Consider the following 15,016-nt stretch of genomic DNA (forward strand, 5'->3'; position numbering starts at 1 on the left):
TCCATGTATGAGAAATCAAAGCAAATAAACTGGAAATATGAAAGACTTGCACAGCTTAAAAAACGACGAGAACAACTGGAAAATGCACTTTATTCAGGTGCGCAGTCTGTGCGTCACGGCGATAAACAAGTCAATCATCGTTCGACTGAAGACATACGCAAAGCCCTTACAATGCTGACTGAGGAAATAGCCCTTCTTGAAGGATACAAGCCTTCATATGTTTATTATCTTAACGCATCACGAGGCTATTAATGGCAAATTCTCTTATGCATCAAGTCAATCATAACCCGCATTTTGAAGCAGCAAGCCGTAGCCGTCGATTAAATGGATTTGATCCCGCAAAAAAACACATCAATAAAGCCATTGAAGAATGTGGTGATACAATTGTTGCTCGTTCAAGATGGCTCTATGACAATGAATGCCTTTACGGATCTGCAGCGGATGAATGGGTTTCAGCAGCAGTGAGTGATGGGATTAAGCCCTACCCTAAAATTGAAGGGTTTCAAGAAGAAAAGAAAAAGCTTCTTGATCTTTGGTGGCAATGGGTCGATGAGGCTGATTACGATGAAGATGCTAGCTTTTATGGCCTCCAAGAAATGATTGCTCGTGAGGTTTTTTTAACCGGTGAGTGTTTTGTAAGACTACATTATATCGACTTTTATGAGCGCTCACGTGTCCCGCTTCAATTACAGATTTACCCCACAGAAATGCTGGACTTAACCTATAATGGACCAGCAGACATTAAAGGCAACACCATTCGTATGGGAATTGAATTTAATGCAAAGGGCAAGCGTGTTGCTTATCATTTTTGGAAGCGTCACCCTTACAATGATCATCAGGTAACTCAGGTATTTACAGATCAAGAGCGCGTTAGAATCCCTGCTGAAATGGTAATTCATATCAAAGAACCTCGCATTGCAAAACAACTGCGTGGATGTCCTAAAGCCACGCGTTGTATGACGAAACTCTTTCAGCTTGAATGCTATGACGATGCAGAAATTGAGAGAAAAAGAACAGCTGCTCTTTTTGCTGTCTTTATCACAGGATCAAATCCTGGTGATATGGCAGCACCAGGCAATCATGATGAAAACAAATCTGCAACATCCTCACAGGCACCACCAGATCTGCCCATAACCGAACCTGGTGCAACACTTTATATGGGAGAGAATAGAGATATTAAATTCTCCAACCCTGTGGAAGTTGGAGGTTCTTACGAAGCTTTTCAATATCGCAATACTTTAAAAATTGCATCAGCTTTAGGCATACCTTATTCTGTTCTTACAGGTGATGTGACGCGAGGGAATTTTTCTAATGTGCGCACATCTATTATTCAATTTAGGCGCCAGGTCAAAAAATGGCGTGAGCACATCATCGCCTTTCAATTCAATCGCGTTGTCTGGGAACGCTTTGTTCAATTTGCCGTGCTTGCTGGGTGTGTTGAATTACCAGGATGGGAAGAAAATCCCTTACCATGGATCCAATGTGAAAGTTTTGCACCCCCACTTGAGATGATTGATCCCAATAAAGACATCTCAGCTGAGAAAGAAGAAATCCGAGCAGGTCTAAAGACACGACGCATGGCACTTGCTGAGCGTGGTTTTGATATTGATACCATTCATGCAGAGTTGGAAGAAGAGCAAAAAGACGCAAAAGCACGGGGATTATCATTCGACACAGATGGTGAAAATCCTTCTGCCAATTTGAGTGACGTTGACGAACCGGATGAAAGTGATCTCAACAAAGAGTCGCATGAAGATGAAGAATAATATTGATATGCCCTTTTTGGTCTCACGACTTTTTAATGTACCGCATATGCTTGTCCCTACAAAGTTTGATGTCATTCTCAACGCTATGACACCACGTCTTTTTGAGGGAGATAAATTTCCCCCTGGAGCATTTTCTCAAGAGGATCCTATCTTGCAAACTCCCCCAGAGACTTATGTGGTTAAAAATCATGTGGCTATTCTTCCGGTTCATGGCACGCTTGTACGTCGTGGTGCATGGCTTAGTGCTGCGTCAGGATTAACCTCTTACAATGGTTTGCAGGCCTCTTTTCAAGAAGCCATTGAGCAACCTGATGTTCATGCAATTCTATTGGATATTGATAGTGGTGGCGGCGAAGCAGGTGGTGTTTTTGATTTAGTTGACGAATTTCGTGCGCTTTCACAACAATATAACAAACCCATTTGGGCACATGCTAATGAAGTGGCGTGTTCAGCAGCTTATGCCATTGCTTGTGCGGCTTCTCAAATCTGGGTTGCACGCACAGGAATTGTTGGATCCATTGGGGTTGTATGTGCTCACCTTGATCAGTCGCGTGCTGATGAAATGGACGGATATAAATGGACTTTTGTCTATGAAGGGGATCACAAAGTTCACGGAAATCCTCATGAGCCATTGCCTGATAAAGCCCTTGAAAAGATGCAAGCAGATTGTGCGCTTCTCTACGACATGTTTGTCGATTTAGTTGCACAAAACAGACCTACGAGTGCTCAAGCGATCCGCGACACGAAAGCAGAGACATTTATAGGCACCCAGGCTGTAGAGCTTGGGTTAGCAGATGCGCAAGGCACATTTGCACAAGCTTTGGAAGCTCTAACCGCTTCCATTCAATAATCCTGAATATGAAATCAAACGAAGGAATTAAATATATGGTGAATCTATTACGTACAAGATATCGCGCCAAAGATGATGGTGAGCTTTCCGCACAATTGCCTGCAGGAGAGGAAAGCGAAAAGATTGAAGTTTCTGCAGAAGTAAGCACTGTCGACATTGGTGTTAACGCTGAGGTCTTTAATGAAGACAAGGATGCAGTTATTCAAGCGGCACTTGAACAAGAAAGAAAGCGTGCTCAGAGCTTTATGACTCTGGAAAAGCAAGCTCAGCGTCTAGGTGTTTCTTTTAATGCCGCACAAGCTATTCAAGATGGTATGAGCTTAGAGGAAGCAAAGAGCATTATTCTAGCTAATGCTACCTCACAAAGCGAATCCTTAGTTGTATCGCCTTATGCACCCCATCCGGAAGGAAATACTCAGGCAAATATTTATGCAAAATGGGATAAAGTTTGGAGAACAATACAATGAGTAAAGTTTTTTATGAAGGCCCTCGTGATAGCGCTTATCTTGGGCATTATAACCCTGACATGTCAAACGAGGAAGTAATCTTTGCAAAAGGATCTGAAATCGCAGCAGGAACCGTCATGGGAATGGTGACCACAACGGGCAAATATGTGCCGTTTAATCCCGATGCATTAGATGGCAGTGAAATTCCAGCGGGCATTTCTTATGCCAATGTTGATGTCTCACAAAGCGATCAACGAGCAACGATTACAGTGCGTTTATGCACGGTAAAAGCATCTGAACTGATATGGCCTGAAAAAATTGATGACAAGAAAAAGGAAGAAGCCATTCAGATCTTAGAAAAAAATAACATTCTATTGCGATAGGAGACATACAAATATGGATATAAGTTTTTTTAATCACAACGCATTCTCAATGGCAACAATGATGAAAGCGATTGAGAATTACGCGTTTAAACCTGATCTGATTGGTTCACTTAACCTTTTTGAGGAAGTTGAGACAAACAAGACAACAGTTGGCATTGAGAGACGTGACAACAAATTATCACTCATTCCAACAAGTGAACGCGGCTCACCTTTAATAGAAGCAGGTAGAGATAGTCGCAACGTTCGGTTTTTTCCAACAACACGTATTGCTAAAAGCGACACAATAAAGGCGGAAGAAATTCAAGACCGGCGAGAGTTTGGTACAGAAGACCAGCTTGAAACAGCGATGAAATTTATCGCTAAAAGGCAAAAGAATCTGATTGGGGAAATTGAACTGACCTGGGAAAATATGCAGCTTGGAGCTATTCAAGGTATTGTTCTCGATGCTGATGGATCAGTGCTTTATGATTGGTATAAGGAATGGGGGATCACACCACCAGAGCCTATTGATTTTAAACTAAATGAGGACACAACCGATGTTTCTTATATGGTTAATCAAATTCGCATCAAGATGGTTAAAGCTTCAGGCAATACATTTTCCACTCGTTCACGAATTATTGGGTTTTGTGGAGATGAATTCTTTTTCAAGTTAAAAAATCACAAAACAATTCGTGAAACTTATCTCAACACATCTTTAGCACAAACATTAAATAGTACAGCAGGTATCGCAACGCCTGGAGCTATTGAATTAGGAAGCTTTGGAAGTTTTGATTTCGCTGGTGCGACGTTTATTAATTACTGCAACATTCATGATTATAATATGAATACTAAATCCAAGACAAAACGAAGCATAGGTATTAAGCCTGATGAATGTCAATTCGTTCCTGTTAATGTGCCTGGTGTATTCCAAAAAACATTTGCTCCGGGTGAAAGTTGGAAGGTTGTTAATACGATAGGCAAACCTCTTTATCCTACACTTGTTATAGATCGCGATAATGACGCGTGGGTGAGGGCTGAAGTATACAGTTACCCACTCTTCATTTGCGCGCGTCCTGAAATGCTTTTCAAAGCAGTAGTGAAAGCACAATAAAATGCAATGGCATGGGCTGCTCAGTCAAATGATTGAAGATGTACGTGACACTTTTGGGCAGCCCGTGATCTATACACGAAAGAAAACAGGACAATCTCTTCATATCACAGCTATTTATAGCATTAAGCATGCAGAGCAAGAAGCTGGGGGAAAAGTCAAAACAACTATCCCAAGGAAAGAACTTGATGTTTGCATCAATGATATTGGAGGCGTGCTTCCTGAACTAGGAGATCGTATTGTTCTGCTTGCTTCTCAAGAGAATTTTACTGTCGCAAATGTACAAGCATCAGAATCAAATATGTATAAGCTTATCCTGCGTGAGGAATCTGTATTTAATGTGAAGTAAAATATTTTTATTACTCTCTCATCTTCACAGGTGGAGAGATAATTAACATTGTGGTTTAATTCCTTTTTTGCGTTTGGTTTTAGCAACCACTTGCTTTTGTTAAGATTTCACCCATACGCGTACGCCAGTTTTTACCTTGTTCCTTAAAAGAGGCAATAACTTTGGGGTCAAGACGTAGAGTAATCGCTTGTTTGGGAGATTTAACTGGTGGGCGTCCACGCTTACGACGCTCTTCTGTTACATATTTAAAGAAGGAGGTAGGTAAAATTTCTTTAGCTGGTTTTAAGCGTGCAAGCTCTTCGTCTGTAAGTGGTGGCGAATCCACTGCATCCCAATCTTCTTTTGTGTAGCCACATCCTTCTTTAAAGGTTTTTTGATAGTCATTAAAAACCTCTCTTTCTTTCTTATTTGCTTGACGAAAACTGATAATAGACATTGCTTCAATACCCAGTTTTGCAAAAATAATAACTGCTGTGTTATCAGCAAAATGTCCAATAGCTTTCATGCGGTTTGAATGTGTTGCATCAATAAAGGCGTGCTCCCAGTCAAAATAAATAACATCTGCAAAATCAAGCTTATGTTTATCAATGTTCGAAACTCTTTTTGGTTCATCCCACACTATCTTCATATATTTTATGTACACTTAAAATATGATATCGTCAACAAAAAAGTGTACTTTAATTCACATAGAGCTATAAAAAAAGAACTACAGTTTAGAAGAAATATATCTATTTAAGCTTACACCATTTTCAGCAGCTTGAATTGCCAATTGTCTGTGGAGTTCTGGTGGTATTCTTAATTGAAATTTGCCACTATATTTTACATGTGACAAAGGTATAGGAACATCCTCTCCACTGCGTTGCATGTCCTCAACAACTTCTGTAACGAGGTTCATAATACCCTTTAAAGCACTCTCTGCTTTAACATCTAACCATGAAAGAGAAGGAAATTCAGCGCATAAACCAACATATTCCTCATCTTCTTGCGACCACAAAACACGATACGTATAATGATTATTGTTCATGCTTTATCCTTTCTATCGCTTGTAAGATTTGTTTGACTTGATAAGCTTTTGCTTTGTTACCAGAACTTTTTTGAATATTCACACGAGGATCTCCAAACCACGGGGTTTTAAAAACAAAATGGCTTGAACCATTGTTTCGCGGTTCTCCAAAGAAATGTCTACATACAGCCAACAAATCTGAAAACTTTATGTTTTTTGGTGATGTTTTCATCAAGCTGACTATTTTTTCAATTTTATGACTCATAATTTTATATATAATATCATTATTGATACTAGTAAATGCTTTTCATAGTTTTCAACTGAGATTGCCTAAAAAGGAGATCGATTCTTCAATCATAAATCAAGTTCAGAATGAGAACCAAGACGTACCAAAACCAATCTATCCTGATTGATTAAACGATAAATCAATACCAAATCAGGTCGAATATGGCAGTCTCTGTAATCACTCCAATTTCCGGTTAATGCATGATCACGATGCCGCGGTTCTAACGGTTGGTCATTGGCTAATGCTTCAATAATTTTGCGCAAATCACTCTCTAAAAGGTGGCGATGCCTTCCTTTCATTTCACGCTTGAAATCACGTTTAAAAACAGCAGTACGCTCAATCGTCCGCATACAAATCATCAAATAATTCGTCTACTGAATCAAACTTTTTTAAACCACCTGTTTCGAGTTCAGCAAAAGCTTCTAATGTTTTTGCATTAGGTTGAAACAACACTGATGGAATAGCTTTATCTTGCGCGATACGGGTCATCAATACTCTAACCACATCACTTACTGACAAACCCGACGCTTGAATGACCTGACTAGCTGCATTCTGAATATCTTCTGGAACACGTGCTTGAACCATACGACTAGTAACCATAATAGTCTCTCCTACCTCATTTGTACTGCACTGTAATACAATATAATACAATTGATGTTTAATTTCAAACACAGCGTTGTCTTGTTATTTTAACAGAAAGTACTTTTACCTATTGACAATATAACAGGATTTAAGATGCATCCACGAGATACATTAAGAGAGACGTTTGTTGAGTTGATCAAATCTGGCAAGACATCGGCTGGTGATGAAGTTTACAATATGCGAGACTTTAATTTCTCTACTGGAGATCACCCATTTGTTAATGTGTCGACCCCAAACGAAACAATAGAAGATGGGCACGATTATGGGGCAAGACGTCGTGTTTTAACGGTTGATGTTGAATGCTATGACACAAGAGAAAATGGAGCGCGTTTTGTTGATCAATTAGCTTGGGAAATTGAAGCGATTTTCCATAGTAATCCCAGTCTTAACAACACAGTTGAAAACTGTCGCTTACAAAACATTGCCATGGCCTTTGGTGATAATGGCTCCTTAGCATTGCATGGTTCTATTTTAACATTTGAAGTCACTTATGTAACCAATATCCCTTCTGAAGAAGAAGATGCTGCCTTTTTTGAGCCTTGTGTAGGCTTTGATCCCGATACAGGCCCTAACAATGAGGATAAATATCAAACTGTTGGAAACTCCCCATGTTAGAGCGACGTGATAGCGAAATTACAGATTTAAAAAGGCGTGTGGCCAATATGGTTATGGTAGGCAAAATTAGCCACGTTGATCATAAAAACGCACGCTATCGTGTTCAAAGCGGGAATATTGTAAGCGATTGGATTCCAGATACACAGGCTCGTGCAGGAAAGACCCGTTCCTATGAAGGGCGTGATGTGGGTGAGCAAGTTATTATCCTTTCCACATCAGGTGATTTATCGCAAGGGATGATTATTGGCTCTATTCATACAGATGCCAATCAAGCAGCTGATAAGGGCAATATTCATAAAACCATATACCCTGATGGCACAACGGTTGAATATGATGATGAGACAAGCACTTACTCATTGACGATTAAGTCGGAAGGAAAATTCATTTTAACGATATCCGATGGCGTTTCAATGAAAGGTGAAGGAGGTGAATTAGAAATCACCGCTCCAGATGGCATAAAGATTATTTCAGAAAGTGATATGACTTTAAAAGCAGATGGAAACATGACACTGGAGGCAGAGGGAGATGTTGCTATCAAATCAAGTGATGGGGTTTCTCTTGAGTCAGGCAGTCATATGTCCCTTAAATCAAGTAGTAGCACCTCTCTCAAAGCGGGTGGCGAGGTATCTGTTAAGTCAAGTGGGTTAAAGCATAATAGTGTTAACGTCGGAAGTGGCCATAAACACCCTGGTGTGACATCTGGTAGTGCTATGACGGGAGGCCCCATTTGAGTGTAGGAATGAATTGTGAAACAGGCAAATCCATGGTCGGAGTTGATCACTTGCGTCAGTCCATCATGGATATTTTAACGACACGGATAGGAACACGGGTCATGCGTCGTGATTATGGATCACGTGTTCTTGATCTGATTGATGATCCGGTCAATGAAGCCTTTAAGGTTGCCATTTATGCAGCTGTTGCAGAGGCTTTAGATAGATGGGAGCCTCGTTTGAAGCTTCAACAAGTGAATTTAACTTCTGTTGAGCCGGGAAAAGTTTCCATGTCCTTTGAAGGAATTTACGTCCCTTCAGGAAAGCCAATCACTATGGAAGGATTGCAGATAGGATGAATGAGGATTTTATAAAACCAGAAATCATTCCAGAGCTTTCTATTGAAGAAATACGTGCTGCTTGTCTTGAGAGTTTAAAACAGCTGTTACCCAATTACACACCTTTGGAAAGTGATCCAGCGGTTAAAATCATTGAGGTTGCAAGTTACAGAGAGTTTTTATTAAGGCAGCGTATTAATGAGGCTGCACGCAACACCGTTCTTGACTTTGCAAAGGGGGAAGCTCTTGATGCTTTGGGGCAATGGCATGGCGTTGAACGCTTAGAAGGTGAAAGCGATGACAGCTATCGTGAACGCATTAAGCTTCGTGTACGGGCTGGTAAAGGGGGTGGAACAGAGCCTTATTATAGGTATTTCGCCTTATCAGCAGATAATCGTGTGAAGGATGCGGTCATTTATCGAAAAGGAAGAAATCCTACCATTCACGTGGCTATTTTTGGCAAGAATGAACAAGGAACAGCGAGTGAGGAATTGTTACAAAGAGTCAAAGAAGTGCTGACGGATAAAAGCGTGATTATGACCAATGATACCATTGAAGTTCACGCTGCAGTGACAAAGGTTTTAGATTTAGAAGCAGATGTTTGGCTCTTACCTGAAATTTCTTTAGAAATCTTAACCCAAATGGAGGCAAATTTACGGGCAGCTTGGAAGAAAGAGCAAGCCCTTGGTCGTGAGTTGAGTTCATCATGGTGGATTTCAAAACTGATGATCCCTGGTGTACAGAAAGTCATTGCTGTTAATCCAACAAATGATATTGCCGTCTCCAGTGAAGAGGTTTTAGCCATTGGTAAAGTGACGCTCAACTTCAAAGGGCGTCTATAGTAATGCTTGGGTGCTTACTGCCGACAAACACAACACAATTTGAAAAACGCCTTGCAGATGCTTGTGACTTTCATAAAAGCATTGAAGATTCAATCAATTTTATCTCTCGTGCAAAGCTTGATATCATAGACCCAAGCTTCTTGCCATGGTTGGTTGAAGAATATGGACTTGGAGAACTGACATCTTATGTTCCAGATCTCTCTGTTTTGCTTGAAACGGGACCGAGCTGGCAGCGGGTACGTGGATCTCTAAAAGCTATCGATAAAGGGCTTGAATGGTTAGATCTGAATGCACAGTTCGTAAAGGCATGGCCAGAGCGAAAATGGTGGAATTCATTTCAGCTTTATTTTGATCAATTGCCTGACACAGACAAACTTAAAGCCATTGAAGGGATCGTCAAGCTTTCTGAATGTTTACGTTCTGATTTTTGGCGTGGTATTCATGGTTATGATGCTCCCATTGTAGAAGGGAATATATCTCGCTTAGATGACAGCATGTTTGACTCTCAAAGCGGTGTGTGCGTGACAGAAAGCGGCACAGTATTTTCCTTTGGGCGTTCTACAGAAATAAGCCTCACTTTAACTGAAGAAGACGGAAAGCTCATTGGCAATTGGATTGACGATCAAGAAGAGCTTGTTTGGGAAGGTTTAGATTATCCATGGGATGTGATGGACTTCCCTTGGGTGTCAGTGGGGAAAAACGAGCGTGACATACTCATGGCGGGTTGGTTTAAAGGTCGCACTCTTTATCTGGCTTTAAGAGACGACGACGATAAGTTGATTGGTTATCGAAGATGTAACATTGTTCAACAGGTGAAAAGTGACTTAAACGGGGTTTACAGTTATTCAGACAGTCGACTTGAGCCTTCTACACAAGGTACACAGTTTTTGACTGCAGCACGAACGCAGTTTCATGATGTCGATGATAAACAGGTAGCGTCTACTTCTGTCCTTGTTCATGCAACCCCTGCAAAGCTTATTCCCTTTGGAAGACTGTGGTTAGAGCCAGATGGGCTTATTGATGGCGTGGAGATTCTTAAAACCCCTGTTTCTCTATCTTTACGTAAAGATGTTCGTGAACAATTCAAAATTTTATTGAGGTTTTAATATGGAGCATGAAAGCGGTTTACCGTTTGCAATTGACCGATCTGTAGGCAAAGACGAGCAACAAAGTGTTGTATTCTATGGAGAGCGTTCCTTTATTCAAAGTGCAGAACTCAATGAAGTTCAAACCATTATTCGTGGTCGTCATGATCGTTTAGGAAGACTTGTGGCCAAAGAAGGTGACCGTATTGAGCGTGCCGATGCTTTCGTTGATCAAAGCACTCAAAAAGTTACTTTGACAGAAGGAAAAATCTTTATTGCAGGGGATATCTTCCCTGTATCAGAAACCGTTTTAAACAATGTCCCCATGCTTGGACGTGTAGAGATCGGTGTAAAGCTTCAAAAAAAGTGGATAACCCATGAAGATGATCCACAGTTATTAGGCCAAATTCCAGGCACATTGGCAGAAGGTGAGCCAGGAGCGGCAAGAGAAACAGCAAAACTTGTATGGGCTTTGGAAAATGACAAGCAAGAAGGTGTTTTCTTCCCTGTCTATGTCTTACAAGATGGCACTTTGATTGATCAAAAGCCCCCTTCATTGTTAGAACCTGCTTTGCAAGCTATTGCAACTTATGACCGTGCTCATGGGCATTATATTGTCAATGGTTGTCGGGTGACAGCCTTAGGACAAAATGATGGCAAACAAATATTTAGTATAGAAGAAGGTGAAGCCAATATTAATGGCTTTAAACATAAACGCCTTGCTGCTTTAAGGCATGAAGAGCCAGAAGACTATTGTGAAGGCATAGTGCCAAGTGAAACACATCTCTTTACATCCAAGAAAGCCAAGGCAACTAAATCCGAGAAGACAAGCTTTACGTTTGAAACTTATTATTTTCCCATCGCAACTGTTCACTCTATTTTACTCACAAAAGAAAAGACCACTAATGTCACCCGCGGTGGCGTAGCCTCAGGACGTGATGGGGTTCCCGATAAAAGTGTTGTGAGTTTTATAAAGGTCGTTCAAGGGGATAAGGAATTTAAAGAAGGCGTAGACTTTAAAAAGACGGGTGATACGATTGACTGGTCTCTATCTGGCGATGAACCTAAACCAGGTAGCACTTATGAGGTCACCTATCACTATCGTGCAAAGGTGAATGCTGATAAAATTACAGCGCGGGAAATTACTGTCACGGATGGTGCTGAAGGTGGAGATATTATTGTCAGTTACACCTACAAACTGCCTCGTATTGACCGCATAGGCTTAAATGCTCAAGGGAATGTGGTTTATATTCAAGGGATTTCAGCAGACAATCCTATAGCACCTAGTGTTCCTGATGATATCTTATCGCTTGCAACGATCACAAATAATTGGCTTGATTATCCACGTGTCGATAATAATGGCACACGTGTTGCCCCTTATGCTGAAATGTGGCGCTATTTTAACCGTGTTCTCGATCTTGATCGGTTATTACAGCTTGAAAAGATTAAGAGCAATGTTGATTCAAAAGAACCTGTCTCCAAAAAAGGGATGATTGCCGATCCTTTTCTTGATGACAGTCTTCGTGATGAAGGAATAGAACAAACAGGTGCAATAGGTCATGGCTTATTACGCCTTGCTATTGAGCCTACATTTTACTACGCTCCCTTAAATGAGCCTGTCACCCTCGATTGGGAGAATGAAGTCATCATTGCGCAAGAGTTGATGACTGCTTGCGAGAAAATCAATCCTTATCAGAACTTTGATCCATTGCCAGGCACACTTGCCCTCACCCCTGCAACGGATTTCTGGCGTGTTCAACGTACAGATTGGCTTTCAGGCGTGACAAATGAACTGTCTATGGGCAGCCGTCCTGGGGGTGGGCGTCAAACAGAAACGAAGGATGAACTGGTCAGTACACATCAAGAGCAAATTGATTTCTTAAGACAAATTGATCTCAATTTTAAAATTGAAGGCTTTGGTAAAGGAGAGGTTTTAGAAAGTCTGACATTTGATGGCGTTAGTGTTTTACCAAAAGAAACACTTACGGCTAATCCTCAAGGCATTATTGAAGGGAAGTTTAAAATTCCTAAAGACATCACAGCAGGAACAAAAAACGTCATTGCTGTTGGTAAAGGAAAAACAACGGCTACAGGTTTGTTTACGGGGCAAGGTACAATTGATGTGCAGGTTATGCGGCGTGTAACAACAGTGCGTGTATGGAAGAAATCTGATCCGCAAGCTCAAGTCTTTACGCCTGATGAAACGCGGCAAATAACAGGTATTGATTTCCATATTTGCAAGATTGGCAATCGTGCGCATGATTTGATGGTAGATCTCGTTACAACAGACAACGGCTATCCTACAGCGGACATTCAAGCACAAGCTCTCTATTCAATGAAAGAGGCTGAAACAGGATGGGCTGCAGCACGCTATAGTGTTCCATTGACCGTGCTTAATGATCGTTTAACAGCCTTTGTCATTAAAACGGATGATGGTGATCATTCTGTTTCATTAGCAAAACTTGGAGATTTTGATGAAGAAAACCAAAGATATGTCTCCAGTCATCCTTATATCACAGGGCCTCGTTTTTCTTCTGTGAATGCGCAAACATGGACAGCTCATCAAGATGAGGCCTTAGCATTTCGTGTACTTGCTGCTCGTTATACACAAACAGAAAAAACTGTCGATTTAGGTGAGTTTGATCTTAAAGAGTGTTCTGATTTGCAGGTGCGTGCAGCGATTGAATTGCCCTCCAGTGAATGTTCTGTCATCTTTGAAATTGAACGCAACAACGGTACAATTTATCAACTCTTACCGTTCCAATTGCTCAGTTTAACGGAATATATCAGTGAAAAAGTCCAGTTACGAGCCATTTTAAAAGGGACAGAGAAGCTTTCACCAGTATTGTTTGCTCCCATTGAATTGATTGCGGGCAAGATTAGAAAAGAAGCAACCTATGTCACACGTGCTTTTTCCTTTGGAGAAAAGTCGAGGCTAACCAGTTATATTAAAACTTTTTTACCAGGCGGTTCGACCTTTAAAATGGAGATCCAGCTGGATGATGGGGATTTTGCTTCCTTAAAATTAGAAGACACAGAACAACTCGCACAGCCACTTTGGACAGAACGCAAATTTGTCAGTGAAGACAAAACAGCTGAGCAAGCACGTTTGAAACTGACATTGACTGGCGGTCCTGCAGCACGTTCCATGGCAAGTGACTTTGGTGCGGGAATTATGTGACAGGAGTACTATCATGGCGAAAACAGAGAAGTTAGGAATGGAATTACCTCAAGAAGGTCGCTTTATCAGTGCTGAATTTCCTCTTTTACGTAAAAACCTAACCATCATTGATCAAGCCGTTTCTGATCTTGATGAAAAGGTGGATGAGAAAGCTCCTTTACAGCACACTCATGAGATAAATGAAGTCAGTGGGCTTGAAGATACATTGAATGGTAAAATGGAGATAGATAAGACCTTTGCCTTGGTCGATTTGACTGATATCGAAGGTGCCAATGATGCAGCTGAAACCCACGTTTTATATAAAACAGGTGAGGATCACTTTGCCTTTGGCACTGCTCAATCACTCGTAGGAGAACACCAGCATGACGTTAAAGATATTACAGGTCTTGAAGAGTATGTAGCAACCGTTAATGTAGATTTGAAAGATTATGGGTGTTTGTCGGGTGAAAATGAGTGGAAAGATACGAACGTTTTTAAAGGTAAAGTCAGTATTGAAAAAGACATTGAATTAGCTGAAACCTCTTCTTTAACTTTGAAACAAAGTGATAAAGTGGTGACAAATTTAAGCACAACTGGAACCTTGCTTAAAGGGCCTCTTAAGGTTGATGGCAAACCCGTTTACACCAAACTGCAAGCCGATAAAGCTATATCGGAAGAAATAGAAAAATTAAAACAGTCTTTGACTGATGAGAGCTCGAGTTGCTCTGTTATCATCAATAAGTTCGTTCATTGGCCAGAGCTTGCTGATGCAGAATTAGTCTACACGCAAAGTGGGAGGATTGAGTGGCCAGATTGGATAACCGATGAAGCCGTGGTTGAAATCCAAGCATGGGGCGGCGGCGGTGGCGGTGGCGGTGGGGGAGGTAACATAAAATATTTCGGTGGCGGTGGCGGTGGCGGTGGCTGCTCAGTATGGTATGGCCCTAAAAAACATTTGAATGGACATGAAGATTTCGTCATTGGTAAAGGGGGAGCTTTTACAAAAGATAAAAATGGGCCAGGCAAGGTTGGAGGGACAACAACTGTCGGAAAAAATTTATTGAAGCTGCAGGTGGTGGCGGTGGTAAAGGGGCTTCTGACTCTGCTTCGGGACAAGGTGGTCCTGGAGGAGCTGGAAAAACCGTTACCGAATTAATGGACAGTCGTCCAGGTCTTGCCAAAGGTGGCAATGGTAGTCCTGGAACGCAAGGCATGGCTGAATTAAGAAGTGGTCATGGTGGCAATGCCGGAGGGGATACATCAAGGGGTGGCTGTGAAGGGACGGGTTCTGGGCGCTATTTTTCAGGTAAACCTGGTCGTGGATTTGGTGGTGGCGGTGCGGGTGCTCATTGGACTGGTTATCCCAGCGGTCCTGGAGCTAATGGTGCTGTCCTTATAAGAATATGGAAAAAACCATATGAAAAAGATAAGTGAATCTAAGTTATGAGACTTTC

General features: G+C 41.3%; 18 protein-coding genes and 3 pseudogenes. 15 read left to right on the forward strand and 6 right to left on the reverse strand.

From position 1 onward, the window contains the following. Positions 1–3: 3 nt before the first annotated feature. From BWD162_RS05460 to BWD162_RS05490, 7 genes and pseudogenes are all read left to right on the forward strand, one after another. The gene (locus BWD162_RS05460) at positions 4–252 is read left to right on the forward strand and encodes a phage head-tail joining protein (RefSeq protein ID WP_078663260.1); all 249 of its coding nucleotides are present in this window, start codon (positions 4–6) and stop codon (positions 250–252) included. Then, the gene (locus BWD162_RS05465) at positions 252–1,766 is read left to right on the forward strand and encodes a phage portal protein (RefSeq protein WP_078705753.1); all 1,515 of its coding nucleotides are present in this window, start codon (positions 252–254) and stop codon (positions 1,764–1,766) included. The genes BWD162_RS05460 and BWD162_RS05465 overlap by 1 nt, the downstream gene beginning before the upstream one ends. Then, positions 1,756–2,610: pseudogene (locus BWD162_RS05470) on the forward strand (S49 family peptidase); the annotation flags it as partial. The gene BWD162_RS05465 and the pseudogene BWD162_RS05470, both read left to right, overlap by 11 nt. Before the next feature lie 41 nt (positions 2,611–2,651). Beyond that, positions 2,652–3,083, forward strand: a complete 432-nt coding sequence (locus tag BWD162_RS07980) for a hypothetical protein (protein ID WP_236824106.1) — start codon at positions 2,652–2,654, stop codon at positions 3,081–3,083. Beyond that, positions 3,080–3,445 (forward strand): head decoration protein, encoded by a 366-nt coding sequence (locus BWD162_RS05480; protein ID WP_078705754.1) that lies wholly within the window; start codon positions 3,080–3,082, stop codon positions 3,443–3,445. The genes BWD162_RS07980 and BWD162_RS05480 overlap by 4 nt, the downstream gene beginning before the upstream one ends. Before the next feature lie 13 nt (positions 3,446–3,458). Beyond that, a complete protein-coding gene (locus BWD162_RS05485) occupies positions 3,459–4,535 on the forward strand; it encodes a major capsid protein (RefSeq protein ID WP_078705755.1) in 1,077 nt (358 codons plus the stop codon). Position 4,536: 1 nt separating this feature from the next. Next, positions 4,537–4,881, forward strand: coding sequence for a head-tail joining protein (locus tag BWD162_RS05490; protein WP_078705756.1), 345 nt, complete (start codon positions 4,537–4,539; stop codon positions 4,879–4,881). Between the two features lie 79 nt (positions 4,882–4,960). Here the strand turns inward: BWD162_RS05490 and BWD162_RS05495 are convergent, their stop codons facing one another. From BWD162_RS05495 to BWD162_RS05515, 6 genes and pseudogenes are all read right to left on the reverse strand, one after another. Further along, positions 4,961–5,206: a BrnA antitoxin family protein gene (locus tag BWD162_RS05495; RefSeq protein ID WP_236824136.1), complete on the reverse strand. Its 246-nt coding sequence runs from the start codon at positions 5,204–5,206 to the stop codon at positions 4,961–4,963. A gap of 45 nt (positions 5,207–5,251) precedes the next feature. Next, positions 5,252–5,509: pseudogene (locus tag BWD162_RS07985) on the reverse strand (BrnT family toxin); the annotation flags it as partial. 78 nt (positions 5,510–5,587) lie between these two features. Continuing rightward, complete coding sequence (locus tag BWD162_RS05500) at positions 5,588–5,905, reverse strand: type II toxin-antitoxin system HicB family antitoxin (protein ID WP_078705758.1); 318 nt, start codon at positions 5,903–5,905, stop codon at positions 5,588–5,590. Beyond that, positions 5,895–6,149 carry a toxin HicA gene (locus tag BWD162_RS05505; protein WP_078705759.1) on the reverse strand — a complete coding sequence of 85 codons (255 nt, stop codon included), beginning with the start codon at positions 6,147–6,149 and terminating at the stop codon, positions 5,895–5,897. Before BWD162_RS05505 ends, BWD162_RS05500 begins: the two co-directional genes overlap by 11 nt. Before the next feature lie 89 nt (positions 6,150–6,238). Further along, positions 6,239–6,520 (reverse strand): type II toxin-antitoxin system YafQ family toxin, encoded by a 282-nt coding sequence (locus tag BWD162_RS05510; protein WP_078705760.1) that lies wholly within the window; start codon positions 6,518–6,520, stop codon positions 6,239–6,241. Then, complete coding sequence (locus BWD162_RS05515; protein WP_078705761.1) at positions 6,507–6,770, reverse strand: type II toxin-antitoxin system RelB/DinJ family antitoxin; 264 nt, start codon at positions 6,768–6,770, stop codon at positions 6,507–6,509. Before BWD162_RS05515 ends, BWD162_RS05510 begins: the two co-directional genes overlap by 14 nt. A gap of 135 nt (positions 6,771–6,905) precedes the next feature. Here BWD162_RS05515 and BWD162_RS05520 point away from each other — a divergent pair. The 8 genes and pseudogenes from BWD162_RS05520 (at position 6,906) to BWD162_RS08175 (ending at position 14,996) form a co-directional block, all read left to right on the forward strand. Further along, positions 6,906–7,437, forward strand: a pseudogene (locus BWD162_RS05520) (hypothetical protein). Beyond that, positions 7,421–8,158, forward strand: a complete 738-nt coding sequence (locus BWD162_RS05525) for a phage baseplate assembly protein V (RefSeq protein WP_078705762.1) — start codon at positions 7,421–7,423, stop codon at positions 8,156–8,158. The pseudogene BWD162_RS05520 and the gene BWD162_RS05525 overlap by 17 nt, the downstream one beginning before the upstream one ends. 8 nt (positions 8,159–8,166) lie before the next feature. After that, complete coding sequence (locus BWD162_RS05530) at positions 8,167–8,496, forward strand: GPW/gp25 family protein (RefSeq protein WP_194284876.1); 330 nt, start codon at positions 8,167–8,169, stop codon at positions 8,494–8,496. Continuing rightward, a complete protein-coding gene (locus BWD162_RS05535) occupies positions 8,493–9,317 on the forward strand; it encodes a baseplate J/gp47 family protein (protein ID WP_078705764.1) in 825 nt (274 codons plus the stop codon). The genes BWD162_RS05530 and BWD162_RS05535 overlap by 4 nt, the downstream gene beginning before the upstream one ends. Before the next feature lie 2 nt (positions 9,318–9,319). After that, the gene (locus BWD162_RS05540; protein ID WP_078705765.1) at positions 9,320–10,423 is read left to right on the forward strand and encodes a phage tail protein; all 1,104 of its coding nucleotides are present in this window, start codon (positions 9,320–9,322) and stop codon (positions 10,421–10,423) included. A gap of 1 nt (position 10,424) precedes the next feature. Next, the gene (locus BWD162_RS05545; protein ID WP_078705766.1) at positions 10,425–13,583 is read left to right on the forward strand and encodes a DUF4815 domain-containing protein; all 3,159 of its coding nucleotides are present in this window, start codon (positions 10,425–10,427) and stop codon (positions 13,581–13,583) included. Between the two features lie 13 nt (positions 13,584–13,596). Beyond that, positions 13,597–14,718 carry a Bgr_08870 family protein gene (locus BWD162_RS05550; protein ID WP_335617774.1) on the forward strand — a complete coding sequence of 374 codons (1,122 nt, stop codon included), beginning with the start codon at positions 13,597–13,599 and terminating at the stop codon, positions 14,716–14,718. Next, a complete protein-coding gene (locus BWD162_RS08175; RefSeq protein ID WP_335617775.1) occupies positions 14,718–14,996 on the forward strand; it encodes a hypothetical protein in 279 nt (92 codons plus the stop codon). Before BWD162_RS05550 ends, BWD162_RS08175 begins: the two co-directional genes overlap by 1 nt. Positions 14,997–15,016: the final 20 nt, after the last annotated feature.

The organism is Bartonella sp. WD16.2 (assembly GCF_002022505.1).
Taxonomy (GTDB): Bacteria; Pseudomonadota; Alphaproteobacteria; order Rhizobiales; family Rhizobiaceae; genus Bartonella.

What these genes read in the sequence shown, in the direction of transcription:
- BWD162_RS05460 (WP_078663260.1), top strand. Translation starts at nt 4, where the DNA reads ATGTATGAGAAATCAAAGCAAATAAACTGGAAATATGAAAGACTTGCA.
- BWD162_RS05465 (WP_078705753.1), top strand. Translation starts at nt 252, where the DNA reads ATGGCAAATTCTCTTATGCATCAAGTCAATCATAACCCGCATTTTGAA.
- BWD162_RS07980 (WP_236824106.1), top strand. Translation starts at nt 2,652, where the DNA reads ATGGTGAATCTATTACGTACAAGATATCGCGCCAAAGATGATGGTGAG.
- BWD162_RS05480 (WP_078705754.1), top strand. Translation starts at nt 3,080, where the DNA reads ATGAGTAAAGTTTTTTATGAAGGCCCTCGTGATAGCGCTTATCTTGGG.
- BWD162_RS05485 (WP_078705755.1), top strand. Translation starts at nt 3,459, where the DNA reads ATGGATATAAGTTTTTTTAATCACAACGCATTCTCAATGGCAACAATG.
- BWD162_RS05490 (WP_078705756.1), top strand. Translation starts at nt 4,537, where the DNA reads ATGCAATGGCATGGGCTGCTCAGTCAAATGATTGAAGATGTACGTGAC.
- BWD162_RS05500 (WP_078705758.1), bottom strand. Translation starts at nt 5,905, where the DNA reads ATGAACAATAATCATTATACGTATCGTGTTTTGTGGTCGCAAGAAGAT.
- BWD162_RS05505 (WP_078705759.1), bottom strand. Translation starts at nt 6,149, where the DNA reads ATGAGTCATAAAATTGAAAAAATAGTCAGCTTGATGAAAACATCACCA.
- BWD162_RS05510 (WP_078705760.1), bottom strand. Translation starts at nt 6,520, where the DNA reads ATGCGGACGATTGAGCGTACTGCTGTTTTTAAACGTGATTTCAAGCGT.
- BWD162_RS05515 (WP_078705761.1), bottom strand. Translation starts at nt 6,770, where the DNA reads ATGGTTACTAGTCGTATGGTTCAAGCACGTGTTCCAGAAGATATTCAG.
- BWD162_RS05525 (WP_078705762.1), top strand. Translation starts at nt 7,421, where the DNA reads ATGTTAGAGCGACGTGATAGCGAAATTACAGATTTAAAAAGGCGTGTG.
- BWD162_RS05530 (WP_194284876.1), top strand. Translation starts at nt 8,167, where the DNA reads ATGAATTGTGAAACAGGCAAATCCATGGTCGGAGTTGATCACTTGCGT.
- BWD162_RS05535 (WP_078705764.1), top strand. Translation starts at nt 8,493, where the DNA reads ATGAATGAGGATTTTATAAAACCAGAAATCATTCCAGAGCTTTCTATT.
- BWD162_RS05540 (WP_078705765.1), top strand. Translation starts at nt 9,320, where the DNA reads ATGCTTGGGTGCTTACTGCCGACAAACACAACACAATTTGAAAAACGC.
- BWD162_RS05545 (WP_078705766.1), top strand. Translation starts at nt 10,425, where the DNA reads ATGGAGCATGAAAGCGGTTTACCGTTTGCAATTGACCGATCTGTAGGC.
- BWD162_RS05550 (WP_335617774.1), top strand. Translation starts at nt 13,597, where the DNA reads ATGGCGAAAACAGAGAAGTTAGGAATGGAATTACCTCAAGAAGGTCGC.
- BWD162_RS08175 (WP_335617775.1), top strand. Translation starts at nt 14,718, where the DNA reads ATGGACAGTCGTCCAGGTCTTGCCAAAGGTGGCAATGGTAGTCCTGGA.